The following is a 25,067-nucleotide window of genomic DNA, read 5'->3' as shown; positions in this document are numbered from 1 at the left end:
TCATTATTTTTTATTAATCATTTTGTTTATTGTATTAAAGTCTAAAGACTTACCTTCTTTTACAATAGAATCGACAATTTTGTCTTCCATTTCTTGAGATACTGGTTTGTTGGCGATTTGCGACACCCTGCGAATGACGCCACGAACCGTGTCTTCATCTTTAAAATTCGCATTTTGTAACGAGCCCGCTAATTCAAATACATCCTTCATATTCACGCCTGTTTTTTTCTCGATATTCTTAAAAAAATGATTATCCATCCGCTACCTCACGCTCCTTCTTGAACTCCATTTATCTTATGTCGCCCAATTAAAAACGTGATAAAAATTTCTTTCAGAAAATTTATAACTATAAAAAAGAAGAGATGCTATTATTACACATCTCTCCAAAGAATAAAAGACAATTAGCAGAAACTAGCACCGACAATGACTAATAAAATGAAGAGGACAACGATTAAAACGAAAGTACCTCCAGCATAGCCACCGCCACCGCCGTAACCGTAGCCGCCGCCATAACCGCCACAACCACAATTGCCGCCATAGCCTCCAAAGCCCATATAAATTCACCTCACTAATGTATTTGTCCTTATACATTATGTATGGTTATGTGAGAATGTTTGGGCATGTACCCGCTTGGCCCTTAATTCATTGAAATCAGGCTTATCCTTTTGGTTTGAAAATAAGGGCGCCAATAAAAGCAAACAGGATGGCGGATGAAATACCTGAGCTCGTAACTTCAAACATCCCTGTTAGTACGCCAATTAATCCATGTTGCTCTGCTTCTTGTAAAGCTCCGTGCACAAGTGAGTTACCGAAACTCGTTATGGGTACAGATGCACCAGCACCAGCAAAATCCAATAATGGCTCGTAAAGTCCTACCCCATCCAATATCGCTCCTAACACGACAAGCGCACTTAAAGTATGACCTGGTGTCAGTTTAAATACATCAAAACAAATTTGACCAATCACACAAAATAAGCCTCCAACAACAAAAGCCCAAAAAAACATTGGTAGCATATATTCATCCTCCTAACTTTATGGCATTTCAATCGCCACTGCATGTGCAATACATGGAATTGATTCATTTTGTTGTACTGTAAGTGGCGATAATAAGGCTCCTGTAGCGACCATTAAGATCTTTTTTAGCTCTCCTCTTTTCATTCTATTTAAGAGGTGACCATATAAAACGGATGCAGAACAACCTGCACCGCTTCCACCTGATTGCACGGGCTGATCTTCTTTATAAATGAGTATGCCACAATCTTGGAACTGTTCATCTGGAATAATAAGCCCCTTATTCTTTAATAATTCCAATGCAGTTACACGACCAATTTTTCCTAAGTCTCCAGTAACAATTAAGTCATAATAAGAGGGTTCTATTTGCATGTCTTGAAAATGATTATAAATGGTATCTGCTGCTGCAGGAGCCATTGCCCCACCCATATTAAATGGATCAGTCACCCCCATGTCAACCACCTTACCGATTGTTGCAGCTGTCGTAACCGGATCATTTCCTCCATTATTTTGAACGAGAAGTGCTGCACCAGCACCTGTTACTGTCCATTGTGCAGTTGGTGGCTTTTGCCCTCCATACTCTGTAGGGTAGCGAAATTGTTTTTCAACAGCAGCATTATGACTTGCTGCTCCTGTTATAACTGCATTTGCCCCACCATAATTAATCATAAAAGAACCAAGCGCTAATCCTTCCATTGATGTGGAACATGCACCAAACAAACCGAAGTAAGGTATTTCTAATGATCTTGCGCTGAGACTTGTCGGGGTGATCTGATTAATTAAGTCACCACCTAGGAAGAATTGCACATCTTTTTTTTCCATTTCTGCTTTTCTTAATGCCGTTCGACTAGCACCTTCCATTAGCACACGATGTGCTTTTTCATATGAATCTTCTCCCATCCATAAATCTTCATGGAGAAGATCAAAGTCATCAGCTAAATGACCATTTGCCTCAAACGGCCCTCCAGTCACACCGGTAGCAATAATAGCTGGGCGTTGACTAAAAACCCATGATTGCTTCCCCTTTAGCATTAAATTACCCCCATATATATTAGAATAGTTTTGATTAATGCAACCACAAAAGCTGAGAATACTCCAAATAATAGAACCGAACCTGCTAGCTTAAACATATTAGAACCGACACCGAGGACAAACCCTTCCGTGCGATGTTCAATTGCCGCTGAAATAACCGCATTTCCAAAACCAGTTACTGGCACTGCACTACCTGCTCCTGCGAATTGTCCAAGTCTGTCATAAACACCAAATCCAGTTAAAAGCATCGCAATAAATATCATAGTAGCTACAGTAGGATTACTTGCTGTTTGCTCTGTGAAATTAAAGAAATAGATATAAAAATATGAAATCGCTTGTCCTACTATGCAGAATAATCCTCCAACCCAAAATGCCCGAAGACAATTTTTCAAGACTGGGCGCTTCGTTTCATATTTTTTTTCTAATTGATCATATTGCTCTTGGTCAGGCGTTTTTTTTGGTTTAGCACACATCCTTATTCACCTTCCTATGTTAATTCTTTTTTCAACTTAACTATTTTTTCGAACTTTTTTTCGGCTTCTTTTGCACTAAAATTGGGATTCTTCATTTGTTCATGTAATTCGACTACTTCAAGAAAAATCTTAAAATCACTTGAAACAATAAATTTAACATCAGGATATTTGTCTTCTAATTTCCCTGTAACATTTTTCTCAATTTTTTTCATGTGAAATCTTTGTAAATGTCTTACTTTGTAAACAACTAAAACGGTATCATCATTCTTTACAATTGCTGCATCATATAATTCTTTCTGTTTTTCGATATCTTTTTCTATACTTTGCAGCATATCTTCATCAGTTGACCGTGATTCACTATGTATTAATGACGGAGTAGGGTTTGTTGCTTTAACAAGTGATAACGGTGCTTCATTAGAATCATGTTTACTACATCCAGCAATTAAAAATAAACTTATAAATAGTAGCAAGTATTTTGGCATTCTTGTCCCTTCCTTACCTTTTTCATTATTTTTTTATTTTCTCTAAAAGTTAATTTCTTATCCAAAAAAAACAAAAGACGAACCATTTATTAATGGCTCGTCTTTTTATATTAATTGCTTTTCTTCTTTTTCTTTCCACAACCACAACCGGAGGATTTTTTACTTCCCCCTGATTCTGCAATTCTCTTTTTAAAAGCTTCTTTATTTGTATATATTTTTTTGTTCAACTTCAAATGCCCTCCTTCATCATATATGCCTTTTACCTTTAACATATTCAAGTGAGGAAGAGCTCGTATAATCCAATAGCCCAATTTTTATTGAATAATCATTTTTTGAATGATCCCTTCAATAATTGCCGCCAATGCACTAATTGACAAAATCACCACTAACAACACACCTATTGTAGGGAAATATGCATACATTAAATATATAATCACCGCACTCCATATCCCAGTGCACCAATAACAACTAAGAAGCTTACCAAAAAATCCAGTTATACCTTTATTTTTTGGAATGATATATGTTTCTATTTTCCCATGTTCATCCTCTTCATCAACTTCTAACATAAATGGTCTTCTTATAAATTCAGTGATTTGATCATAAACAATTAGTCTTGTTAGACGGAAAGAAGCAAATGAGAGTAAAAGAAATTCAAAAAAGGTAAGATCCATTCATATCTCCACCCTTCCATTAAAAAATATGCCTATTTTTTCAAAAAATAAGGCGTTTGTCCGTAACCCATAGCCTGTTTCATCAATATGTTATTAATGTAGATCAAAGAATGAATAAGGAGGAAAAGAATATGGGTTGTAACAAAAAGGATAATAAATACGGCAGCTGTGTAGCTGAAGTCGTACGTGCGATAAGAGATATCCAAGATCAAATTCGTGAAGATGAAGATTGTAATTGTGGCTCTAATTGTTTTTTAGAACCAATCGGTGCGATCTCTCCAAAGAGAGGTAAAAAGAAGAGAGTGAGACGCCCTAACACGCGCGTATTTACGTTAAGTACAGCTGATGGTTCACCATTCCACGCATTTTTAACAAATGTTGATGATTGCTCTTGTACGTCAATTTTCTTTAGAGTAGAAGAGATATTCGATAATTCATGTGCTACGCTAAGAGTTTTAGAACCAGTTACTGAAACAAGTCCTGGTTGCTATGAAACAGCTGATATTACAGAAGGTTGCTGCATTGATTTATCTAAAATTTGTAAAGTAGATGGTTTCCGTTCTAGTGAAAACTGTATCACTGTAGATTTGGATTGCTTCTGTGCAGTTCAATGTATTCAAGATATTTATTTACCAGTAGATAATTGTGTTGAATATTTCGAAGACTAATTGTATATAAGCCAGTCGTTTACTCGACTGGCTTTTTATATACAGTCTACTCACCTAAAACCGACCATTTTTATCGATTTTATACTATGAATATGAATGGTTTGCATACTGCCGCTTAATGTTTTAATCATTAACTCATTGCCTTGTTTTAACTCAATAAATCCCCTAATATGCTTATCATCACTTATAAATAAGCAAGGTACAGGAGGTAATTGCTTAGGAAAATGAAGGAGATAATCAATCCTTTCCTGGACATTCATATCCTTAAAACTTTTCACACGGTTAAACCCTTGCTCACTTTCTGACTGACTTTCCTCGTATTCTTCTAAAACTTGCTGTACATGTTCTTCTTTTTTCTCCACCTCACCTTGTTCATCTATTGAAGAATTTGTGATAACCTCTTTTTCTTCTTCCTCAACTTCATTTTTACTGGAATAAGTTGACTGCATTGATGTCGAAGGAGAAGGAAGATTAGATTGTTGTACATATAATAAAGGCTTCTTTTTTTTATTTTGTGTATCCATGTCTTTCACCTGTCCCTCTTCAATAAATTCGAAGCGCCAACATATTATATGTGAAATAAAAATGGGCGTTCATTTTAACTAACGGAAAGGAAATAATTCGCCAGAAGACTTCAATCTACGAAATGTTTTCATATAGAGTCCTACTACAATAAATTTATATTCATATCCCTGATTGTCTTATATCACCTTATTTAAAGTTTCTTTATCGATCAAGAAAATAATGAAAAAAGATCTTACGAGACAGCAGACTCCTCTTTAATTATCAGTACATGTTACTAACGTTTTTTCAGGTTTTCCAAAAGATCAGTAGATAATGGTGAAGAAGTGTGTCATAAGTTAGATTAAGAATAATAGAAATAAGAAACTAAGCGTGAAGCCTTTCATAATGTAAATGGCATGATGAGAGCTGAGTTTTGCACGACACTCAAATGCAAAATCTCACTTGAGTGCCTCGCTGATGAGATTGGCATAGCTTTCAAATACGAAATCTCACTCGAGTGCCTCGCTATTGGGATTTGCACCGCACTCACATGCGAAAACTCTCTTGAGTGCCCAGCTAATGGGATTTCCACGGCACTCACATGCGTAATCTCACTTGAGTGCCTCGCTATTGGGATTGGCATGGCACTCAAATACGAAATCTCTCTCGAGTGCCCCGCTCATGGGATTTGCACGGCACTCACATGCGAAATCTCTCTCGAGTGCCTTGCTAATGGGATTTCCACGGCACTCACATGCGAAATCTCTCTTGAGGGCCTCGCTAATGGGATTTCCACGGCACTCACATGCGTAATCTCACTCGAGTGCCTCGCTAATGCGATTTGCACAGCACTCAAATACGAAACCTCTCTTGAGTGCCTCACTAATGGGATTTCCACGGCGCTCAAATATGAAACCTCTCTTGAGTGCCTCGCTAATGGGATTTCCACGGCACTCACATGCGAAATCTCTCTTGAGGGCCTCGCTAATGGGATTTGCGCAGTACTCAAATACGATACCTCACTCGAGGGCCTCGCTAATGGGATTTCCACGGCGCTCAAATATGAAATCTCACTTGAGTGCCCCGCTAATGCGATTTGCACGGCACTCACATGCGCAATCTCACACGAGTACCTCGCTAATGGGATTTGCACCGCACTCAAATACGATACCTCTCTTGAGTGCCTCGCTAATAAGATTTGCACGGCACTCACATGCGAAATCTCACTCGAGTGCCTCGCTAATAAGATTTCCACGGCACTCACATGCGCATTCTCTCTTGAGTGCCTCACTAATGGGATTTGCACGGCGCTCAAATATGAAACCTCTCTTGAGTGCCTCGCTAATGGGATTTCCACGGCACTCACATGCGAAACCTCACTCGAGTGCCTCGCTAATGGGATTTGCACAGCACTCACATGCAAAACCTCTCTTGAGTGCCCGCTAATGCGATTTGCACGGCACTCAAATGCGCAATCTCACTTGAGTGCCCCGCAAATAGGATTGGCATGGCACTGAAATACAAAATCAAAGATGTAAGCTGAGCTAAGAGCGTTTGCAAAATATGTGCAAACCGAAGATACACACACATTACCATGATTCTTTTTTTCATGTATATTATTAGCTGGACATTTCGCGTCTCGTTTCCACTCCAACACACCGTGCTATGGATATAGAAAATGCGCACACAACTTGTCTTATAGTTAACGAGTTGTGTGCGCATGAAATAAATTGTGCAATTTTAAATGAATGCTAGCCATTCATTTATTAACAATTGTACTGAATTAGCGAATGTGATAACCAGAATCGACGTGAATATTTTCTCCCGTAATACCTCTTGACATGTCGCTAAACAAGAACACAGCTGTATCTCCTACTTCTTCAGGCGTTGTTGTTCTTTGTAATGGCGCATTCTCTTCGATTTCTTTTAAGATTGAATTGAATTCACCAATACCTTTAGCTGACAAAGTACGAATAGGACCAGCAGAGATAGAATTTACGCGAATATTCTCTTTTCCTAAGTCAACTGCTAAATATTTAACACTTGCATCAAGTGAAGCTTTTGCTACACCCATGACATTATAGTTTTTAATTGCTCTTTCACCACCAAGGTAAGTCATGGTAACAATGCTACCGCCTTCAGCCATTAATGGTCTTGCTGCTTTAGCAACAGCTGTTAAAGAATACGAACTAATATTATGCGCTAACAAGAAGCCATCCCTAGATGTATTCATATACTCTCCTTGAAGCTCTTCTTTATTGGCAAATGCGATACAGTGTGCAATACCATTAATTTCTCCAACTGCTTCTTTTATTTGTCTAAAACAACTCTCTACATCTTCATCATTCGTCACATCACAAGGTAATACAAGTGAGTTCTCCGCACCATCAAGGGTACTTACTAAATCTCGGACACTTTTCTCTAATCTTTCACCAGCATATGTAAAAATGAGGTTTGCACCTGCTGTATGTAGTGACCTTGCTATTCCCCAGGCAATACTACGTTTATTCGCTACGCCCATTACAACGTAAGTTTTCCCTTTTAATGAGATCGTCATTTTATAATCCCCCTATAATTTATACATGTTATTAGTACCTAGTACTAATATTACATGAAAAACATTCAACTTTCAATAGGAATGTGACGCATGAGGTTATACAAAAAAAATACGAATAGACTCTGTCATAGAATCTATTCGTACCTAGAAATAATTAGTGAAGCTCTAATTCCCACTTCAATTCTTCCACATATTCCCGAGAACCGGTGACGATTAAGCGATCGTTTAATAAAAGCTCTGTATCACCGTGGGGAATAATTGTTTCTTGCCCCCTTAAGATACGAACAAATATAACATCACCGGCAAAAGGAAATCGTCTGATTGTCATTCCATCAAATTTAGAATTTCGTAATTTCACGTCATATAAGGTCGTTTCTTGATTTTCAAATATCTCCACTACACTCGGAGAAGCGATCAACGCTCGTAATAAAGTTTTCGTTGACAACATACTTGAAAATGATTCAATACCAGCAGCTATTGCCTTTTCTTCAAGAATGGGGTTTTCTAAACGACAAATGACACGATTAATTCCTGATTCATTCAGTGCTTCTGCCAGTTCAAGGTTAATATCCTCATCTCCAGTTGTAATCACAACAACATCAGCTTGCAATATTTCTGTTTCTTTTATTGCTTCCATTGAAAAAGCAGGAAGTTCATTCAACTCGAAGGCTGGTGTAATAAATGGTTCCTCTTTTTGCTGAGCTGTATGATAAACACTCGTTTCATACATATCTGAAGCTAATTCATTGGATAACGGCATTGTAATCTGGTTCGCACCAATGAAGGATACTTTAATCTTCTTCTCTTTGACCGTTTCTTTTGGAAATAATTTCTTAAAGACAATAGGTGTAAAGATGCTACTGATAACAGCTACCAATATTAGCATCCCCCCCATTTCTTCAGAGATCATACCCATTCTTTGACCAATGGTCGCAGCTGCAATGACTAAAGAAAGCGTCGAAGTTAAAATAAATCCTGACGCGACAACAGTTTTCATATCATACCATTTCTTCATATAAAAAACCGGGATTAATTTAGATATGAGCAATGCCAATAATAATAATGGAATAAACACTAATAACATTGGCTCAGCGAAAAGTGACCAAATATCTAAATCAACACCTACCATTACAAAGAAAATTGGTATTAAAAAGCCGTATCCAAATGAATCTAATTTATGAACAAGTTCTTGGTTTGGTGCCAATAATGAGACAAGTACACCTGCTAAAAATGCTCCTAAGATATTCTCTGCTCCAACAGATTCTGAAACAGCTACTAAGAAAATAATGAGTGCAAAAACAGCCCTCGTGCCAATTTGAATTGTTCCAGTTGATAGCGACTGTATGAAGTTATTATTTTTATATCTTCTTCCTACAAAGTATAAGATCACGCCAACAACAAATAGTAGTAATAATAACCATGTATTCCCTTCTCCGCCATCATTTACTGAAACAAATACGGCGAGTAGAATCATCGTTGCTAAATCGGCAATGACCGCTACAAGCAAGATGATTTGCCCGATATTAGTATTCATGATGTTTCCTTCTTTTAAGGTAGGAACAACAACGCCAAGTGAGATCGTTGATATAATTAACGTCATTAGAAACACATTATCGATAAAGCCTACTAAAACAAATACATATGATAAAACTAATGACACGATAAAAATACCGGCGAAAATGATGCTCGCAGTGAGAAATGCATTTGGTTCAGGTTTGCCATTTTCCAATCGGTGCTTTTTCTTTTTCGATGAAAATGCGGAAAAATCTATTTCAAGCCCACTTAGAAACATTAAGAAGATAAAACCTAATGTCGATAATGTTTCAAGCCACATATCCTCTTGTACTATATTAAATCCACTTTTCCCAATAATTAATCCTGCTAGAATTTCTGCTACTACAACTGGGATAAAGTTGATTTTTAGACGATGTAGTATAATCGGTACTAAGAAAGCTATCACGATAACAATTACAAGTGAGGCGACTGAATTTCCATGTTCCATTCTATATCACTCCTTTTTAATAAAATTAGTCGAAATAAAATCTAAACATATGAAAAATAAAAATGCAAACGATAAGAATTCTATAACTTTCATATCTAAACGATTCAAACTACTTTAAAAGTGAGGGACTGTAAATGAAACTAGATATAATTGGGGATATTCATGGTTGTTATAAAGAGTTTAAGGATCTAACCGTTCAGCTAGGCTATGACTGGCATTCAGGCATTCCGTTAAAACACGATAGGCAGCTCGCATTTATCGGTGATTTAACTGATCGTGGTCCACAATCATTAAAAGTCATTCAAACCGTATATCAATTAATAAAAAAGAATCGAGCTTATTATGTTCCTGGCAATCACTGCAATAAATTATACCGCTATGCACTAGGAAATCCTGTAAAGACTACTCACGGTTTAGAAACGACAGTAGAAGAATTACAAAGCTTAAATAAACAAGAAAGAAAAGATATACTTCGTAAGTTTATCGAGTTATACGAACAATCTCCTCTTTATTATTTACTAGACGAAGGAAGACTATTATTAGTACATGCAGGAATGAAGGAAGAGTGGATTGGTAAAAAAGATAAAAAAGCAAAAACATTTGCTCTTTATGGTGATATTACAGGAGAGAACCATCCTGATGGATCTCCTATTAGAAGAGATTGGGCACAAAATTATGCTGGACAAACATTAATTGTTTACGGCCATACACCTGTGAGAGAAGTGCGCAAAATCAATCAAACATATAATATTGATACTGGCGCAGTTTTTGGCAATAAATTAACGGCTCTTAAATACCCTGAATTACAGACTGTATCTGTTTCCTCTTCGCTTCCCTTCCAGGAGGGTAAATTTGCTCGCTTTGATTAACTTAGTAATGCTTGCATATCTTCAGGATAAGGAATTGAAAAGTTAAGGACTTCCATCGATATAGGATGGGTAAAAGATAGGGAAAAACAATGCAAGGCTTGACGTTGCAGCAATTTGGTCGAACCCCCATATAAATTATCTCCTATTAAAGGAAAGCCGATATGAGATAGGTGCACTCGTATTTGATGGGTTCTGCCCGTTTTTAAAGACAATTCTAATTCAGTGAATTGTCTTTCTTTTTGCTGAGATAGTTGTTTAAAATACGTCGCTGCATGTTTACCATTCGGGCTAACCATTCTTTCGATAATGCTATCAGGTTTTCTGCCAATTGGCTCCTCAATCCACCCTTCCTTTGTTGCCATTAACCCACAAACAAAAGCTTTATATTTTCTTTGAACACCATTATTTTGCTGCTGACGACTTAAAAGATGATGAACATGACGGTGCTTGGCAATTAATACTAAACCTGACGTCTCTCTGTCCAGTCTTGTAACAATATGAATAGTGGACTCTATTCCTTGGTTGATATAATAACCTAATAAGGCATTCGCTAAACTCCCACCTGGATGTTCTCGCGATGGAATAGTGCTCATACCTGCTGGCTTCACAACGATTAATACTGCATCGTCTTCGTAAAGAATGGAGAGAGGAATATTTTCAGGTTGCAAACCTTCACTTCTTTTCTCAAGTGGAAAGCCAACCTCTAATACATCGCCGTTATTAATCATATATCGCACATTTTGTACTACTCCATTCACTTTTATAAAACCTCCAGCAAACTTTATATCTGTCAAAGCGGTTTTAGAAATATTTTGCTGTGATAGGAATGATTTGATATTAACTGGTGTATCAAGTGAATCAATTTGCCATTGTAAAGTAAACATTCTTTTATCTCCTTATAAACGAAGTAAATGCAAACAAAGACAGTTCTTTAAGAAGCATTGGGATACGAGTGAAATGAAGCTTATTTTTCCAGCCTACCTTAGGAATATTGCTGTGGACAGCAACTCAAAGCTTCTATATCATGCTCCTTTAGAAAATATCAGAGTTAAGTGTGCGAACAATTTTATTATATTGCCATTCTCTTTTGTCAAACGCTTGGATGCTTGGTCATAGTGACTTTTTCTATTTTTGCTTGTGGATTACTGAACTTATACATTTTGCATTTACAGGAAAGAAAAATCCGAACATATTCAAACCCTTTGACAGAATTAGAATAACTTGTTCGGATTTCCATTCAACTAGCATCCATTTTACCCAAAGTCACTCAGTTAATCAGCAACAAATGAATCATGTACTCTTTTCCAAAATGGAAATGGTCTGAATCTAGCAAAGCGAATTTTTTCATCGGCTACACGGTATTGAATTGATTTTACATCTTTATGCAAAAGCGATAAATGATCGATTGTAATCTTAAAATCCGGTTCATTCACAGGCTTTAAAAGGCAAGCATGGTGTGCTGGTAAAACTAAAGGTGAACCGACTGTTCTAAACACTTTATTATTAATCGATGCCATTTCAGCTAATTGAATAGCAGGTAATGACGGATGTAATATCGCACCACCTAACGCCTTATTATAAGCCGTACTCCCTGAAGGCGTGGATAAACATAAACCGTCTCCTCTAAATCTTTCAAAATGCTGACCTCGAATCTCTACATCCATCACAAATGTACCATTCACAGCTTTAACTGTAGACTCGTTCAAAGCCAAATACCTTGTTTCTTTGCCCCCATTCAAATAGCGGACAATGACTTCAAGAAGAGGGTATTCCACCACTTGGAAAGGAGTTTTTGCTATTGCGATTACAAGCTTTTCAATTTCATCAGGTACCCAATCAGCATAAAATCCTAAGTGGCCCGTATGAACACCAACGAATGCTGTTTTATCAAGGCGGCTGCTATATCTGTGAAATGCGTACAACAAAGTTCCATCGCCACCAACAGAAATGACTATATCTGGTTGTTCTTCATCATATACTAGATCAAAATCAAGTAAGTACGATCTCATCTTATGCATCAATGTATTCGATTTCGTATCACCTTTAGACGTAATCGCAAATCTCATTGTTTAGTAGCTCCTCTTATTTTTCATTCTATGACTTATTCTTTTGCTGCTTTTCTTTATTTTGTGAAAAAAATGCTTGTGCATCTTGAATTTCTCCTCGAATCGATGACATTTCTTCATCTAATCTAAATGCTGCTTCAGCTGCTCTTTGTAATCTCATTTGAATATCAGATGGAAATTGGCCTTTATATTTATAATTTAATGAATGCTCAACCGTGGCCCAAAAATTCATCGCTAACGTTCTAATTTGAATTTCCGCTAATATCTTTTTCTCCCCATGGATAGTTTGTACAGGGTAAGCGATAACTACATGATAAGAGCGGTACCCACTTGCTTTTTCATGAGAAATATAATCTCTTTCTTCCACCACTTCAAAGTCATTTCTCATACGTAACAATTCTACTACCTTCATTATATCATCAACAAATTGACACATCATTCTCATACCTGCTATGTCTTGCATTTCTACATCCAACCTATTAAGTGGAATTCCTTTTTGGTTGGCTTTATCTAATATACTAGCTATAGGTTTTACCCTGCCGGTCACAAATTCTATAGGAGAGTGCTCTGGGACGAAATCAAACTGACTTCTCATCCCTTTTAGTTTCACTTTTAACTCTTCTACAGCTTGTTTATATGGCCCTAAAAATTGATCCCAATGCTTCATACATGCACCACCCTTATGTAAGTTCATTTCTCTAACTTGATTTAGTTAGAAATTTTTGCAATAAAGCGACGAAAGAAACTTAGGTACATGATTTACTCTTCATTAGTAGAGAAGTTACTCAAACATAGCCTCGACTTTCTCAACCATTTCATCTCCATAATTACTGTTACCCCGTATATTTTCAATAAGATATTGTAATTCCTCTTGAAATAAAGGTAATTTAAGCTTTTCTTTTCCATCATGCAAATACACTTCACCATTAAAAACCAATGCTTGCTTTAATTGTTGCCATAATGATTCATGTAACATGATATATGTATAATCATCATTTTTTTCTGTTATGTATATAAATGATAAATGGTCGGAATCTACTAGCATCTGTTCTCTTGGCTCGAAATCATTCACAGATAAAGTAGAGTCAATTTCTAATAATAATTCCTTTCCTTCATCATTCCATAACGCACTTTGTACTTCTACTTTTTTATTCATTTCATCTACCTCCAAACTCTTACATTTTACCATAGAAGGGGAAAAAATCTCAAAGAACATTGCAGATTATGCGATACAGCGCCATAATAATGATAAGTATTAAGAAATCATGTATCTCTCATTTGATTATACATGTAGTCGAGAGAATAGGAAGGATTAATCATGTCACAAAATATAGAAATTGAATTTAAAAATATGCTTACAGAACAGGAATTTGCTCAATTAAGAAAGCATCTTCATATAGAAGACAAAGATTTCTTCACTCAAATCAACTATTATTTTGATACGCCAACTTTCTTTTTAAAAAACGAAGGATGTGCGCTTCGAATTAGAGAAAAAAATAATCAATTCGAACTCACATTAAAGCAACCTCACCCAGATGGCTTATTAGAAACTAACCATGATCTTCAACCGGAAGAAGCAAAGCATATCATCAAACAAGGGTACATCGATAAGCAATATTTAGCTTCACTTAAAAGTGACCTCCATTTCCCTGAGGAGACGTTTAAGTTATTTGGTTCTTTATTAACAAGCCGTGCAGAAAAAAATAATGCGGACGGTTTAATCGTCCTAGATAATAGTGAATATTTAAATAAGGTGGACTTTGAATTAGAATATGAGGTTTTGAATAGGGAAAATGGCTTAAATTCCTTTAAAAAACTATTAAAAGAGATGAATATACCGATAAGAAAAACAGAGAACAAAGTGAAAAGATTATTTCGGGAAGTTCAGAAAAGAAGAATAGATGATTAACAAGGACATATGAGGAGAGTCATAATGAATATTGATCAGCTTAAACTATTAATGCAAATGCAAAGCTTACAAACCTTTCTTCCAAATACAACGCAAAACAGCAATACAACTGATTTTTCACAATTATTATCAAATTCAATTACAGCAAGAATGAATGATTCTTCTGCTGATTTCTCACAGGAGATAGGAGCAGTTCAAACGATAGCCGAAACAATGCTCACCTCTTCTCCTGTTTCTCTTCCTCCTGTACAGCTTACGAAGTTTAAAGGAGAGAATAGTGATCAATCAATTCAAGATATCATTCATCAAGCTGCATCCGCCTATAACGTACCAACTGAATTAATTACTGCTGTTATTCAACAAGAGTCCAACTTTAATCCGAATGCAGTTAGTTCAGCAGGTGCAAGTGGTTTGATGCAATTAATGCCCGAAACAGCTAAGTGGCTTGGTGTGAATGATAGATTTGATGCCACCCAAAATGTTATGGCAGGAACAAAATATTTAAGACAAATGCTTGATCGTTATGGGAATAATACCGAGCTTGCTTTAGCAGCATATAATGCTGGTCCTGGTAATGTTGATAAGTATAATGGCATTCCACCCTTTAAAGAAACACAAAACTATGTTCAAAAGGTGACAGAGAATTTACTAAACCAAAAACAATTTGTCTAAGTATCGTAGTGACTTCATTTTTGAGTCACTACTTTTTTGTTTTAGAAATCCAACCTCGAGAATCATCCTCCGTACTTGTTTTCCAAGAGATCTGCCCCATATAATAGAACTGAAAATACCTGCATACTGAATATTAATTGGTGGCACAAAGCTATTTGTTTGAGATATAGCCGTTACATTGATAAAATAATATCAAAACATGAAGGAATTATGTCTAGCTGATGAAATAATCATCGCTTTTATTAACATACTTTTGTTTAAAGGGGTTCTATCACAATGGTCGAGAATATCAATACTCCGTTCGACGCGTTAGGTGAGGAAAAACTTCACCTACTTGTTGAAGCATTTTATAAACGGGTTGGACAACATCCTGAGCTCGTCCCAATCTTTCCTGACGATCTAACTGAAACAATTAGAAAACAAAAGCAGTTTCTGACACAATTTTTAGGCGGCCCGCCATTATATACCTCAGAACACGGTCACCCGATGCTGAGAGCACGGCACCTACCTTTTGCCATCACAATGACACGTGCGAAGGCATGGCTCTCTTGTATGGAGGATGCAATGAATGAAGTCGAATTGGATACACGCTTGAAAGAAGGATTTCTCGAGAGACTGACTCTCACAGCACAACATATGGTAAATACACCTGAAAAAGATGAATTAGAGGGTGATGACAAATGAATCATGAAGAATTTGAAAGTAAATCTGTCTCACCACATTGTCATGGTAGTGAAAATAAGCCGTTAGAAATCTATATGTTTATTGATCCGCTATGCCCAGAATGTTGGAGTTTAGAGCCGATAATTAAAAAACTGTCTGTAGAATATGGTCGGTATTTTTCTCTCAAGCATGTAATAAGTGGGAAGCTCAATGCTTTAAATAGAGGCAAAAGACAAAACTACGACCAATTAGTTGAACAATGGGAGAAAACCGCTAGTCGATCAGGGATGTCATGTGACGGCTCTGTTTGGTACGAAAATCCGGTATTATCCCCTCAGTTAGCCTCCATTGCCATTAAGGCAGCCGAACTACAGGGCAGAAAAGCCGGCATTCGTTTTTTGAGAAAACTTCAAGAGAAGTTGTTTCTCGAAAAGAAAAACGTATCAGACTTTGATGTATTAAAAGAATGCGCCAGCCAAATTGGCTTAGACGTAGTTGAATTTGTAACCGATATACATTCAGAAAGTGCTGCAAAAGCATTTCAATGTGATGTAAAGATTACAGCTGAGATGGATGTAGAAGAAATTCCAACGATGGTGTTCTTCAATGAAAACATTGAAGATGAAGGCATAAAAGTTACAGGGCAGTACAGCTTTGATGTGTATGAGCAAATACTAAAGGAAATGGTTCCATATAGACTCGAACCTTCTCCATTACCTGACATAGAGCTGTTTATTAAACATTATAAACTTGTCGCAACTTCAGAAATAGCAGTCGTTTATAATATGACGGAGCAAGAAGTAAATAAAGAAATGAAAAAACTTCAACTGAAGCAAGTGGTCGAGCAAGTACCTGCAAAGCACGGATCTTTTTGGAAATCACTAGACTGATGATACTTATCATCAGTCTTTTTTATGCCGTGGTAAAGGGCGGACTAAAAGGAAAAACCTCACCATTACAGTATGAAGCGTCTCCCCTATTCATGCTCACACTCCCTGTTAATCGCCTAACATGACAAAATTAGTTCTCTCTTCTATTGTTCACACCATTGGCTTCTCTTGTAAGTGAAACGAAACTTCTATCTAATGCTGTTTATCGTTAATTGCAATGCCTGTTTCTTAGTCAAAATGGTTTGTAAGACCCAATCAAGTGGGGAATCAGTTTATGGATGGTATGTCATATTTATTTTTCTTAAAAACATAAGTCAATCAACCTTCAATCCACATAGTAAAAAACCCTACACTCTCTCATGAGGCGTAGGGTTTTTCATGTAAATATATTTAACAAAGGGGATGGGAGAAATTTTTCACGATCAAACAAAGGGGTAAATTGTTTGTTTGTGATTAACTTCACAATACAAATATACCATGGCTTTTTTAAGCTCGCAATAGTTTGTGTACCATTTCACATTATTGTCAAATTCTCTACTACTCATAGTGAACTGCCATTATTATTAGAAAACATCTTGTCTTTTTTCATTACTTTTTGTTTACTTTAAAGTTAGCAGCCTAAATCATTTGATAAAGGCTGCTAGATAAAAATATTAAATCGTTTCTAACAATTGTTCCATCTCATTTAACTTTTCTTCAAACACTTTACATGCTGCCTTAATCGGTTCTGAACTTGTCATATCCACACCCGCTTTTTTAAGCACTTCTATCGGGTAATCAGAACTACCTGCTTTAAGGAAACCAATAAAGCGATCAACTGCCGGTTTTCCTTCTGTTAAAATTTGCTCACTTAAAGCCGTTGCAGCACTATAACCGGTAGCATATTGGTATACATAATAATCGTAATAGAAGTGAGGGATTCTTGACCATTCTAATCCAATTTCCTCATCAATAATGATATCCTCACCACCAAAGTATTTCTTGTTCAGTTCATAATACTTTTCAGTAAGTGCATCTGCTGTTAAAGCTTCATTATTTTGAGCCATTTGGTGAATCTCATGCTCAAATTCTGCAAACATCGTTTGACGGAATACTGTTCCTCTAAACCCTTCTAAGAAATGATTGAGTAAGAATAAACGTTTTTTATCATCATCAATCGTTTTTAATAAATGATCATTTAATAACGCCTCATTACAAGTTGATGCTACTTCAGCCACAAAAATGGAATAATCACCATAAGCATATGGTTGCGACTTACGTGTGTAATAACTATGAACAGAATGACCAAATTCATGTGTTAATGTGAAGAGGTTATTGATATTATCTTGCCAATTAAGGAGGATATAAGGATTCGTACCATAAGCACCAGAAGAATAGGCACCACTTCTCTTCCCTTTATTCTCCCAAACATCCACCCAGCGATTCTGTAGACCCTCTTCCAAAATACTGCGATATTCCTCACCTAAAGGAGCTAAGCCTTCAATCATTAGCTTTTTGGCTTCATCATAAGTAATCGCCATTTTTACATCCTTTACTAAAGGTGTGTAGAGATCATACATGTGCAATTCATCTAATTGCAAAACTTTTTTCCTTAGTTTCACATATCGATGAAGCAAATGAAGATGATCATTAATCGTGCTTACTAATTGATCATAAACAGATTCTGGTATATTATTCGCTGATAAAGCGGCATGTCGAGCTGATTGATAGTTTCGTACCTTTGCATTGAAATTATTTCTTTTCACATTTCCACTTAACGTACTAGCGAATGTATTACGAAACTGTCCATAGGTTGTATACATCGCACGAAAAGCATCTCGACGTACACGCTGATCATCACTCTCTAGGAAGTTGATAAATCGACCGTGTGTCACTTCAACCTCTTCTCCCTCTTCGTTTTTAATCGATGGGAATGTTAAATCAGCATTATTTAACATTCCAAAAGTATTACTTGATGCATCCATTACTTCTGATGCTTGTGCAAGTAAGGCTTCTTTTTCCGCTGTAAGTACATGAGGACGTTGAAGATTGATTTCTTCAAGTGCATGTTCATACATTTTTAATTCTTCTTTCTCGGCTATATACTGTGCTAATTGATCTTCATCAATGGCAAGAATTTCTGGCACTATGAAAGCAAGTTCACTAGCAACCACTGAATACAGCCCTTTGATTTTATCATCTAAACTTTGATACGTTGCATTTGTTGTATCTTGATCATATCTCATTCTTGCATATGTAAAGAGCTTCACAATACGAGAAAGTAAGTGATCTTGATATTGTAAAACATCATAAAGAACCTCTGCACCTTCATGCAACATCCCTTTAAACTTGCCTGCTTCTTTAGATAACTCTTTTACTTCATTAAATTCTTTATTCCATTCATCGTCACTTGAAAAAATATCTTCAAGACGCCAAGTTTCTTCAACTGGAACCTCGTTTCTTGTTGGTAGTTTCTTAACTGTAGAATCGTTAGCCATATTGTTTTCCTCCTACATTCATTATGTTAAAAATTACTATCTGTTACTATCTTACATCAAATGAAAGTAATTGTTCAGTATTATGTTTCACCAATTGATTTAAAATACTTCAATATCAACTTAATGCCATTTTCATAATTATTTCCCCTTCTGCCTTACTTATTTTCTTATTTTTCATATCAGAAGACCTGATTTGAAATTTGGTACCGTCGATTTTCTCAATTATTTTTATAGTGTATAAAAGATGTAAATAAGCATCGATTACTTCTTTAAGATCTATGGGTACCTCTACACGTATACGAATATCTTTTCTCTCCAAGCGGCATTGCATGGAATCATATGCATCTTCTATAGAAAATAACTCTTCATGGCGTAATATATCTATAAAAATATATGTTTGCCACTGAATTGGTGAAGTACTCAGCTTAGCACTCCCCCTTACAGGAAGACCACAAAAATCTGGTAGATTTCCCATATGAAGCCCGCAACGGTAGATTTCATCTTTAAATCGTTTAGAAAATGAGCTATATTTAAAGCTTCCATACCTTTTTATATTCTCCCTTTCTTGCAACCAAGAAGAAAAGTCCATTCTCATTCTATTAATTCTTAGATTCAATAATTCGTACAAATTATTCGAGCGAAGTGGCTTTAGATCTATATGGGCAAAAGACTTTTTCGTAGAAATTGGTAGGAGATGAGAAAGTATATACAAATTTTCTGTATCAACGTTTAAAATAGGGATAATAAATTTTTTAGCGGAAGTTTGCTGAAGAAAAGAATAATGAAAAGCGGTTAAAGAAAATAAATGATTTCCTATAGTATGGAGCTGTTGGTGGGATAATATCCACAGTGGTTTTATTCCTGACTTTATATAGCCATTTGTACGCTTATGAACTATTTTTGTAGGAATTATTGAACATTGAAACTCAATGGCATAAACAAGTCCGTTATGTTCAAAGCTGAGATCCGCCCTTTGATGGATGTTAGCGAAATATTTTTCAACCTCAACATTTTTATAGTATTTTCTTAATATATCGTATAACAATAATTTACCTTTTAAGTGGACTTCTGACTCTTTTTCATATGATTCAAAGCATTGACTATGCGGTTTATGAGCAAAGTGAGACTTTTTAAAGATGCCATTCTTTAAAATGACAACATCCTTACACTCTGGACAGTAAAAAGACTTTTCCTTATATTTACCGTATTGAACATCTTGGGCATTAATAAGTTTGCCATCATTCGTTATTGCCTTTAACAATGTATGTTCACATCCTTTCTATACATTCTATCTTCTCCCCTATCATTCTTTATTCCTGCATAAAAAGAAAAGACCGACTTCTTAAAGAAATCGGCTTTTTTATTAAAAGTATTTTTTTAGTTCAATTAAAGCATTTTCAGCGATAATTACCTTTCCATATTCAGAAATCACGTGAATGGTTGTATCTGTTTCATGCCCATATTCAAGTAGTATACTTAGAATATTATCAATTTCATCCTCTTCGAATTGTTCCTCGGGAAATTCGACAATTAAATAATAGTTATTCTTGTATGAACGCAGTTGCGTATGAACATTTCCTAGTTCCACTCTCTTGGATAATGAAATGATATCCTCAAAGTCTCGAAAGGCAATAACGAAATCTAATTTTTCTTCCGCTTCCTCTTCTTCATTTTCCTGTAATTGATCAAGCATTGCTTCTACTCTTTCATCTACAGCAAAATCCTTCATTTTTTCATCAGAAACAGGGAGCTCTAACTTTTGTCCGTCTTTAGATAACTGCGCCTTCGTTACTAAGATTTCTAATCCTTTATCGAGTGCTTGAACTTGAATCCACAATGGACCTTCCATCACAAAATCTTCTTCTGTGTGAACCTCATCCATCATATCCCAAAAAAGTTCTTCACTTCTCTCTCGGTTGTACCATATTTCATCACGATCAAAGCCTCTTTCCTCAATATCAATATATGAGATATAAAACTTCACCGTGTTTTCATTAATTCTCTCGATTTCCACTTAGCAACTCTCCCTTCTTGCTTTTTGTGAAGGGATTATAACCCCTAATTTGTACTACTTTACTACCATTTACCCTATTTCAAGAAAATTATTCTTTTAGTGATCATTCTAGCAAGAATAATGAGAAAATAATGTGTAACAACAGATATACCTATTATGTTTTACCTTTTGTTATATTTTATGATAAATATGCTGTAAAGGGAATGCCCAAAAATACAATTGGCAAAAAACGAATGAATGCCTATATTCGTTAATACAATATATATTTATTGTGTTTGTATTTTATCAAAAAAACCTGTCCCCTACAAGAAACAAGCTTAGGCTGATGAAAAGCTTTTTTTCGCTATTGATTTGTGATAAAACACTGTAATGGCCTTTGGAAATAATCGAGTATGAATAACAGTAAAATGATTAGTACGAATATCATGGGGCAGAAATGTGGTTCTTCTATTATGTATCAGAAATATCTTCTAGTGTATAGACTAAAGAATTTGGTTCGGCTATCTTTACTGTATCTCTGTAGATGGATGCGCAATGCTTTTTTCAAAACTTATTCAAAAATTATTTGAAAGAAACTAAAAAACGAACAAATCGTAAAAAAGGATTTGTTCGTTTTCATTTAGCATACTTAGGATTAAATGTGAAGTTAAGTGAGTACGATTGGTTTTAGTTAACCAACTTTTGAGCCTCACGTAGATGATACGTACGAACCTTCCTAGGAAGGAAGCGTCGAATTTCATCTTCATTATAACCTACTTGTAATCTTTTCTCATCTAAGATAATCGGTCTTCTTAATAATCCAGGGTTATCTCTTATCAATTCAAATAAATCCTGTAAAGGCATCGTTTCAAGATTAACATCCAATTTTTGGAATGTTTTAGAACGTGTTGAAATAATCTCATCTGTTCCATCTTCTGTCATACGAAGGATTTCTTTAATTTCATCAATTGCTAAAGGTTCTGAGAAAATATTTCTTTCTTTGTATGCAATATCGTTTGCCTCTAACCATGCTTTTGCTTTTCTACATGATGTACAACTTGGTGAAGTGTATAATGTGACCATTTTACAATTTCACACTCCTTAGAAATTTAAAGTATATTTTATTCGCCGTAATTGTTTAATTATGCTATTCTTACTGATTGTTACACTTGTTTCCGTTTTCAATGAACAGGCTTACTTTCTCATTGAGAATAATCCACTAGGCTGTAACTATTGTTGTAATTTATAATTAATTTAAATAAGCTGTTCCACTTCATTATACACCATCTGTGGAACAGATGATATATATTTTTCTATTCTTCATACACTTAAATGCCAATTAAACAATTAACTTCTGCCTTAGTGAATCTATAATATAAGACGTTTTCATTTAAAAAAGGTTTCATGAAATATTGATTTTTTTATTTGTTCACAAACTGTTCAATTATAGAATAATGAAATCTGTTACTATTTAACCTATATAACTATGATAGACATTTACCCCTTTTTTTTAAGAATAAACATTTACTTTCTCAATAATCGACTTTAAATGAAAAAAAACTTTATAAGAAAATGATGTTGAGCCATTCTTTACCTAAAAAGAAATCCCGAACATTGAGGTTGTTCGGGATTTCTTTGGATTAAATATCTTTCAAAAGATCATTATTATTGTCATTCTCAGAAAAAGTAAGGACTTCATCTACTGGTTGATATGATGCTCCATAGAATTGAGTATCCTTGTAAGTATGAATCAATTCATATGTTTTAATCATAGCATCGAAAATCATTTCTTCCGTTTCATTATTAGGTGCCCAGAATAAAATTTCCATTGGATTCACTTCATTTGTTGCAAGAGATCGACGACGGTAACCTATAGATTGAGCGTGCTCAAAGCCTTCTCTTTTATAAAATTTCAAGCGTTTCTCCGTATCAGTATCTTCATAATCAACAGGTTCAACTTCTAAAATAATCGGTTTGCCTTTTTCCTTTAATTGATCAATTAATTTATGTCCTAAACCTTGTCCTCTTGAATCTTTGGACACAAACAGGTAGTCGATAAAGACAAAAGTTTCAAGTTCAACATACATTAACACATGCATTGGACCCTCATCTTTATGATAAATATCAGGTCGCTCTTTCAAAAGTGTTTCCATATGCTCTTTTGACTTCATCTCTTCTACAGGAAAATACTGATTCAATTTTTCATACCAATGCATGGACCAAACCCCTTTATTATTTAAATATTTCCAGTCGTGATAAACTTCCAGCTTTCTCTTCTTGTATAAGAAAATCGTATAAATAAGTCATCATTCACGTATAAATAAACTAAGTTGTAACGCTCTATCAAAGTATTTGTGATTTTCATTCTTTTCATTCTTTAATAAATGCTTTATTATTAGAAATAGAACATCATCAGAATAACTTGAATTTTCCGAAAAGAAAATTGGAGGTTTATCAATGATTGGTTACTTTTCAGACTTGATTATCGTTTCATTGCTCATACTCAGTTTAACTTCCCTTTTAGGTGTACTAATAAACAGCTTGGGAATAAAATTATTTGGCGGCAAGAAAAAATCCGAATTCGTAGACCAATCTGCATTTATGCAAACCGGATGGAAAAACGTGGGCGGAAAGAAGAAATAATCCTCATCCTATATACTATGATAACGCATACACAATAAGTGTCAAATAATAAGCAGCTGATAAACATACTATCAGCTGCTTATTTTTTAATTTAATGGGGTATAATCAACATTTTCTGTATAATGATTGCCGGCATTCCACAATAAGAATTCGTCAATTCCTTCCTCATTCAAAGCCCTAATTTGATCCTCTATTTCTTGCTTACCATAAGGCTTGTAATTACCGGTACCTAAATAAGATGCAGTAAAATCCTGTAGCCAAGGTCTAGAAATAGGCGGAGAAGCTAGTTCCTCCCGTTTGGCATTCTCTACCTTTGCGTACTCTTTAATAAGCTTGTAAGGTTCTAAATCTGGTTTTTGAATCCCAAAGTATGGCCCCCAGTGGCTCGGATAGATCATTGAAGATATGACATCCACATGTTCTGAGATTTTTGAGAAGTTCTGTCCAATCCCAGGTGCCTCTGGTAAAGTAGCCGTATAACCAAAAATATCAACAGATACTTTGACACCATAAGGCTCTAACTGTTCTTTCGCAAACTTAACGAAGTCTGTAACAGCATCTACTCTCAGCTGCACATCATCTTTACCGTTCGTATACTTTCCTTTACCATACTTCAATGAATCAGCCATATGCTCAAATCCTTCAGGGAAACGAACATAATCAAATTGAATTTCCTGGAATCCCATTTTAGCTGCTTCTATAGCAATATCTACATTATATTGCCACACTTCTTCCATAAACGGATTAACAAAGGCTTCTCCTCTTCCGTTTGTCCATACTTTATTTCCTTCTTTATACGACCATTCAGGCTTTAACTTGGCTAGTGTTGAATCCTTAAAAACAACGACCCTCGCAATAGGGTAAATCTCTTTTTCTTCTAATGTCGTTAACATCTCTTTCGTATCTTTTATATAAGGTTCGACAATATCCTTATATTTACTATCATCTTCCGGCTGGTATGTAAGATTTCCCCAATCATCTTTAATATCAATAACCATCGCATTTAATTCTGTCTTATCAACAAAATTTGATAACCGTTCAAAATTTGCTCCTCCTGCCGATGGACCAGTAACATAAATACCTCTAATAGCATCTGGGTAGGTAAAGTCGTAGCCTGAATCGTATGTAAACCGTTTCATTTGTTCAGGTAATTCCATAAAAAAACCAGCATATTCTTTCTGTGCATGAAGCTGATAACTTTGTTGTTCAGCATTCGCATGGTCTAATTGTGGCACTACACTTAATAAAAGTAAGAAAAAAGCAACTTTAATCGCCCTCACTATTTTTCCCTCCTCATCCATATATTTTCTTTTTCTTATCTCCTATTCTACTAGAAGTTAAACCCAATGCAAAAGAAAATAGTAATAATGAGAAATATTTTAATTTTTGCGATAGTAATTTCATACAAACTATTGTATACTATATTCATACATTTTAGTGATTGAAAGCACTAAACATATTCCTAATATTCATATTTTTCCTAAC

General features: G+C 35.5%; 29 protein-coding genes. 7 read left to right on the top strand and 22 right to left on the bottom strand.

The annotated features are described in order from the left end of the window. Positions 1–3: 3 nt before the first annotated feature. The 7 genes from U9M49_RS01255 to U9M49_RS01225 all read right to left on the bottom strand — a co-directional run bounded on the left by U9M49_RS01255 (position 4) and on the right by U9M49_RS01225 (position 3,669). Positions 4–258, bottom strand: coding sequence for a stage VI sporulation protein F (locus U9M49_RS01255; protein ID WP_095369772.1), 255 nt, complete (start codon positions 256–258; stop codon positions 4–6). A 143-nt stretch (positions 259–401) separates the two neighbouring features. Next, positions 402–554, bottom strand: a complete 153-nt coding sequence (locus tag U9M49_RS01250; protein WP_095369773.1) for a YjcZ family sporulation protein — start codon at positions 552–554, stop codon at positions 402–404. Between the two features lie 103 nt (positions 555–657). Next, positions 658–1,014 carry a stage V sporulation protein AE gene (spoVAE, locus tag U9M49_RS01245; RefSeq protein ID WP_095369774.1) on the bottom strand — a complete coding sequence of 119 codons (357 nt, stop codon included), beginning with the start codon at positions 1,012–1,014 and terminating at the stop codon, positions 658–660. A gap of 18 nt (positions 1,015–1,032) precedes the next feature. After that, a complete protein-coding gene (gene spoVAD / locus U9M49_RS01240) occupies positions 1,033–2,043 on the bottom strand; it encodes a stage V sporulation protein AD (RefSeq protein ID WP_095369775.1) in 1,011 nt (336 codons plus the stop codon). Continuing rightward, the gene (spoVAC, locus tag U9M49_RS01235; protein ID WP_095369776.1) at positions 2,043–2,516 is read right to left on the bottom strand and encodes a stage V sporulation protein AC; all 474 of its coding nucleotides are present in this window, start codon (positions 2,514–2,516) and stop codon (positions 2,043–2,045) included. Before spoVAC ends, spoVAD begins: the two co-directional genes overlap by 1 nt. A gap of 14 nt (positions 2,517–2,530) precedes the next feature. Continuing rightward, positions 2,531–2,998, bottom strand: coding sequence for a YhcN/YlaJ family sporulation lipoprotein (locus U9M49_RS01230; protein WP_322909178.1), 468 nt, complete (start codon positions 2,996–2,998; stop codon positions 2,531–2,533). Positions 2,999–3,312: 314 nt separating this feature from the next. After that, positions 3,313–3,669 carry a DUF1360 domain-containing protein gene (locus U9M49_RS01225; protein ID WP_095369777.1) on the bottom strand — a complete coding sequence of 119 codons (357 nt, stop codon included), beginning with the start codon at positions 3,667–3,669 and terminating at the stop codon, positions 3,313–3,315. Positions 3,670–3,800: 131 nt separating this feature from the next. Between U9M49_RS01225 and U9M49_RS01220 the strand changes: the two genes are divergently transcribed. Then, positions 3,801–4,337: a CotY/CotZ family spore coat protein gene (locus U9M49_RS01220; RefSeq protein WP_095369778.1), complete on the top strand. Its 537-nt coding sequence runs from the start codon at positions 3,801–3,803 to the stop codon at positions 4,335–4,337. A 50-nt stretch (positions 4,338–4,387) separates the two neighbouring features. Here the strand turns inward: U9M49_RS01220 and U9M49_RS01215 are convergent, their stop codons facing one another. From U9M49_RS01215 to U9M49_RS01195, 5 genes are all read right to left on the bottom strand, one after another. Next, complete coding sequence (locus U9M49_RS01215) at positions 4,388–4,861, bottom strand: CotO family spore coat protein (RefSeq protein WP_095369779.1); 474 nt, start codon at positions 4,859–4,861, stop codon at positions 4,388–4,390. A gap of 380 nt (positions 4,862–5,241) precedes the next feature. Beyond that, positions 5,242–5,493, bottom strand: coding sequence for a hypothetical protein (locus tag U9M49_RS01210; protein ID WP_322909177.1), 252 nt, complete (start codon positions 5,491–5,493; stop codon positions 5,242–5,244). A 27-nt stretch (positions 5,494–5,520) separates the two neighbouring features. Then, positions 5,521–6,258, bottom strand: coding sequence for a hypothetical protein (locus U9M49_RS01205; RefSeq protein WP_322909176.1), 738 nt, complete (start codon positions 6,256–6,258; stop codon positions 5,521–5,523). A 366-nt stretch (positions 6,259–6,624) separates the two neighbouring features. Continuing rightward, a complete protein-coding gene (gene fabI, locus U9M49_RS01200; RefSeq protein WP_095369781.1) occupies positions 6,625–7,398 on the bottom strand; it encodes an enoyl-ACP reductase FabI in 774 nt (257 codons plus the stop codon). Positions 7,399–7,552: 154 nt separating this feature from the next. Beyond that, entirely contained in the window at positions 7,553–9,400 is a 1,848-nt protein-coding gene (locus U9M49_RS01195; RefSeq protein WP_322909175.1) for a monovalent cation:proton antiporter family protein, read from the bottom strand. A 134-nt stretch (positions 9,401–9,534) separates the two neighbouring features. Here U9M49_RS01195 and prpE point away from each other — a divergent pair, with 134 nt between their 5' ends. Beyond that, positions 9,535–10,269, top strand: coding sequence for a bis(5'-nucleosyl)-tetraphosphatase PrpE (prpE, locus tag U9M49_RS01190; protein WP_095369783.1), 735 nt, complete (start codon positions 9,535–9,537; stop codon positions 10,267–10,269). Here the strand turns inward: prpE and U9M49_RS01185 are convergent. The 4 genes from U9M49_RS01185 to U9M49_RS01170 form a co-directional block, all read right to left on the bottom strand. Beyond that, positions 10,266–11,153, bottom strand: a complete 888-nt coding sequence (locus tag U9M49_RS01185; protein WP_322909174.1) for an RluA family pseudouridine synthase — start codon at positions 11,151–11,153, stop codon at positions 10,266–10,268. The two genes, prpE and U9M49_RS01185, sit on opposite strands and share 4 nt — an antisense overlap. 387 nt (positions 11,154–11,540) lie before the next feature. After that, positions 11,541–12,335, bottom strand: a complete 795-nt coding sequence (locus U9M49_RS01180) for an NAD kinase (RefSeq protein ID WP_095369785.1) — start codon at positions 12,333–12,335, stop codon at positions 11,541–11,543. Between the two features lie 28 nt (positions 12,336–12,363). Further along, the gene (locus U9M49_RS01175) at positions 12,364–13,002 is read right to left on the bottom strand and encodes a GTP pyrophosphokinase (protein ID WP_095369786.1); all 639 of its coding nucleotides are present in this window, start codon (positions 13,000–13,002) and stop codon (positions 12,364–12,366) included. Positions 13,003–13,116: 114 nt separating this feature from the next. Beyond that, positions 13,117–13,491: a hypothetical protein gene (locus tag U9M49_RS01170; protein ID WP_095369787.1), complete on the bottom strand. Its 375-nt coding sequence runs from the start codon at positions 13,489–13,491 to the stop codon at positions 13,117–13,119. A 162-nt stretch (positions 13,492–13,653) separates the two neighbouring features. Between U9M49_RS01170 and U9M49_RS01165 the strand changes: the two genes are divergently transcribed. The 4 genes from U9M49_RS01165 to U9M49_RS01150 all read left to right on the top strand — a co-directional run bounded on the left by U9M49_RS01165 (position 13,654) and on the right by U9M49_RS01150 (position 16,469). Further along, positions 13,654–14,244 carry a CYTH domain-containing protein gene (locus U9M49_RS01165; RefSeq protein WP_322909173.1) on the top strand — a complete coding sequence of 197 codons (591 nt, stop codon included), beginning with the start codon at positions 13,654–13,656 and terminating at the stop codon, positions 14,242–14,244. Positions 14,245–14,268: 24 nt separating this feature from the next. Then, a complete protein-coding gene (locus U9M49_RS01160) occupies positions 14,269–14,916 on the top strand; it encodes a lytic transglycosylase domain-containing protein (protein WP_095369789.1) in 648 nt (215 codons plus the stop codon). 276 nt (positions 14,917–15,192) lie between these two features. Beyond that, entirely contained in the window at positions 15,193–15,600 is a 408-nt protein-coding gene (locus U9M49_RS01155) for a globin (RefSeq protein ID WP_095369790.1), read from the top strand. Next, positions 15,597–16,469, top strand: coding sequence for a ClpXP adapter SpxH family protein (locus U9M49_RS01150; protein WP_095369791.1), 873 nt, complete (start codon positions 15,597–15,599; stop codon positions 16,467–16,469). Before U9M49_RS01155 ends, U9M49_RS01150 begins: the two co-directional genes overlap by 4 nt. A 653-nt stretch (positions 16,470–17,122) precedes the next feature. On the opposite strand, the gene pepF is transcribed toward U9M49_RS01150, so the two are convergent. The 5 genes from pepF to U9M49_RS01125 all read right to left on the bottom strand — a co-directional run bounded on the left by pepF (position 17,123) and on the right by U9M49_RS01125 (position 23,155). Then, complete coding sequence (pepF, locus tag U9M49_RS01145) at positions 17,123–18,946, bottom strand: oligoendopeptidase F (protein WP_095369792.1); 1,824 nt, start codon at positions 18,944–18,946, stop codon at positions 17,123–17,125. A gap of 115 nt (positions 18,947–19,061) precedes the next feature. After that, entirely contained in the window at positions 19,062–20,207 is a 1,146-nt protein-coding gene (locus U9M49_RS01140; protein ID WP_322909172.1) for a competence protein CoiA, read from the bottom strand. A 102-nt stretch (positions 20,208–20,309) separates the two neighbouring features. Further along, a complete protein-coding gene (gene mecA, locus U9M49_RS01135) occupies positions 20,310–20,960 on the bottom strand; it encodes an adaptor protein MecA (RefSeq protein ID WP_095369794.1) in 651 nt (216 codons plus the stop codon). Between the two features lie 666 nt (positions 20,961–21,626). Further along, positions 21,627–22,022 (bottom strand): transcriptional regulator SpxA, encoded by a 396-nt coding sequence (gene spxA / locus U9M49_RS01130; RefSeq protein WP_095369795.1) that lies wholly within the window; start codon positions 22,020–22,022, stop codon positions 21,627–21,629. 557 nt (positions 22,023–22,579) lie between these two features. After that, positions 22,580–23,155, bottom strand: a complete 576-nt coding sequence (locus tag U9M49_RS01125) for a GNAT family N-acetyltransferase (RefSeq protein WP_322909171.1) — start codon at positions 23,153–23,155, stop codon at positions 22,580–22,582. A gap of 241 nt (positions 23,156–23,396) precedes the next feature. Between U9M49_RS01125 and U9M49_RS01120 the strand changes: the two genes are divergently transcribed. Beyond that, positions 23,397–23,582 carry a hypothetical protein gene (locus U9M49_RS01120; RefSeq protein ID WP_095369797.1) on the top strand — a complete coding sequence of 62 codons (186 nt, stop codon included), beginning with the start codon at positions 23,397–23,399 and terminating at the stop codon, positions 23,580–23,582. A gap of 86 nt (positions 23,583–23,668) precedes the next feature. On the opposite strand, the gene U9M49_RS01115 is transcribed toward U9M49_RS01120, so the two are convergent. Beyond that, the gene (locus U9M49_RS01115) at positions 23,669–24,883 is read right to left on the bottom strand and encodes a putative glycoside hydrolase (protein ID WP_095369798.1); all 1,215 of its coding nucleotides are present in this window, start codon (positions 24,881–24,883) and stop codon (positions 23,669–23,671) included. Positions 24,884–25,067 lie beyond the last annotated feature (184 nt).

The organism is Cytobacillus sp. OWB-43 (assembly GCF_034651445.1).
Taxonomy (GTDB): domain Bacteria; phylum Bacillota; class Bacilli; order Bacillales; family Cytobacillaceae; genus Cytobacillus; species Cytobacillus kochii.
Note: the sequence above shows the minus strand (reverse complement) of the source record. Positions and strands in the feature narration are given on the sequence as shown.

Bases quoted from the DNA above. Each gene is read 5' to 3' on its own strand.
- spoVAC (WP_095369776.1), bottom strand. From the start codon at position 2,516: ATGTGTGCTAAACCAAAAAAAACGCCTGACCAAGAGCAATATGATCAA.
- fabI (WP_095369781.1), bottom strand. From the start codon at position 7,398: ATGACGATCTCATTAAAAGGGAAAACTTACGTTGTAATGGGCGTAGCG.
- U9M49_RS01225 (WP_095369777.1), bottom strand. From the start codon at position 3,669: ATGGATCTTACCTTTTTTGAATTTCTTTTACTCTCATTTGCTTCTTTC.
- U9M49_RS01155 (WP_095369790.1), top strand. From the start codon at position 15,193: ATGGTCGAGAATATCAATACTCCGTTCGACGCGTTAGGTGAGGAAAAA.
- U9M49_RS01255 (WP_095369772.1), bottom strand. From the start codon at position 258: ATGGATAATCATTTTTTTAAGAATATCGAGAAAAAAACAGGCGTGAAT.
- U9M49_RS01115 (WP_095369798.1), bottom strand. From the start codon at position 24,883: ATGGATGAGGAGGGAAAAATAGTGAGGGCGATTAAAGTTGCTTTTTTC.
- U9M49_RS01160 (WP_095369789.1), top strand. From the start codon at position 14,269: ATGAATATTGATCAGCTTAAACTATTAATGCAAATGCAAAGCTTACAA.
- U9M49_RS01220 (WP_095369778.1), top strand. From the start codon at position 3,801: ATGGGTTGTAACAAAAAGGATAATAAATACGGCAGCTGTGTAGCTGAA.
- U9M49_RS01170 (WP_095369787.1), bottom strand. From the start codon at position 13,491: ATGAATAAAAAAGTAGAAGTACAAAGTGCGTTATGGAATGATGAAGGA.
- U9M49_RS01230 (WP_322909178.1), bottom strand. From the start codon at position 2,998: ATGCCAAAATACTTGCTACTATTTATAAGTTTATTTTTAATTGCTGGA.
- spoVAE (WP_095369774.1), bottom strand. From the start codon at position 1,014: ATGCTACCAATGTTTTTTTGGGCTTTTGTTGTTGGAGGCTTATTTTGT.
- U9M49_RS01120 (WP_095369797.1), top strand. From the start codon at position 23,397: ATGATTGGTTACTTTTCAGACTTGATTATCGTTTCATTGCTCATACTC.
- pepF (WP_095369792.1), bottom strand. From the start codon at position 18,946: ATGGCTAACGATTCTACAGTTAAGAAACTACCAACAAGAAACGAGGTT.
- spxA (WP_095369795.1), bottom strand. From the start codon at position 22,022: ATGGTCACATTATACACTTCACCAAGTTGTACATCATGTAGAAAAGCA.
- U9M49_RS01250 (WP_095369773.1), bottom strand. From the start codon at position 554: ATGGGCTTTGGAGGCTATGGCGGCAATTGTGGTTGTGGCGGTTATGGC.
- U9M49_RS01180 (WP_095369785.1), bottom strand. From the start codon at position 12,335: ATGAGATTTGCGATTACGTCTAAAGGTGATACGAAATCGAATACATTG.
- U9M49_RS01195 (WP_322909175.1), bottom strand. From the start codon at position 9,400: ATGGAACATGGAAATTCAGTCGCCTCACTTGTAATTGTTATCGTGATA.
- U9M49_RS01215 (WP_095369779.1), bottom strand. From the start codon at position 4,861: ATGGATACACAAAATAAAAAAAAGAAGCCTTTATTATATGTACAACAA.
- U9M49_RS01165 (WP_322909173.1), top strand. From the start codon at position 13,654: ATGTCACAAAATATAGAAATTGAATTTAAAAATATGCTTACAGAACAG.
- prpE (WP_095369783.1), top strand. From the start codon at position 9,535: ATGAAACTAGATATAATTGGGGATATTCATGGTTGTTATAAAGAGTTT.
- U9M49_RS01185 (WP_322909174.1), bottom strand. From the start codon at position 11,153: ATGTTTACTTTACAATGGCAAATTGATTCACTTGATACACCAGTTAAT.
- U9M49_RS01125 (WP_322909171.1), bottom strand. From the start codon at position 23,155: ATGCATTGGTATGAAAAATTGAATCAGTATTTTCCTGTAGAAGAGATG.
- spoVAD (WP_095369775.1), bottom strand. From the start codon at position 2,043: ATGCTAAAGGGGAAGCAATCATGGGTTTTTAGTCAACGCCCAGCTATT.
- U9M49_RS01175 (WP_095369786.1), bottom strand. From the start codon at position 13,002: ATGAAGCATTGGGATCAATTTTTAGGGCCATATAAACAAGCTGTAGAA.
- U9M49_RS01150 (WP_095369791.1), top strand. From the start codon at position 15,597: ATGAATCATGAAGAATTTGAAAGTAAATCTGTCTCACCACATTGTCAT.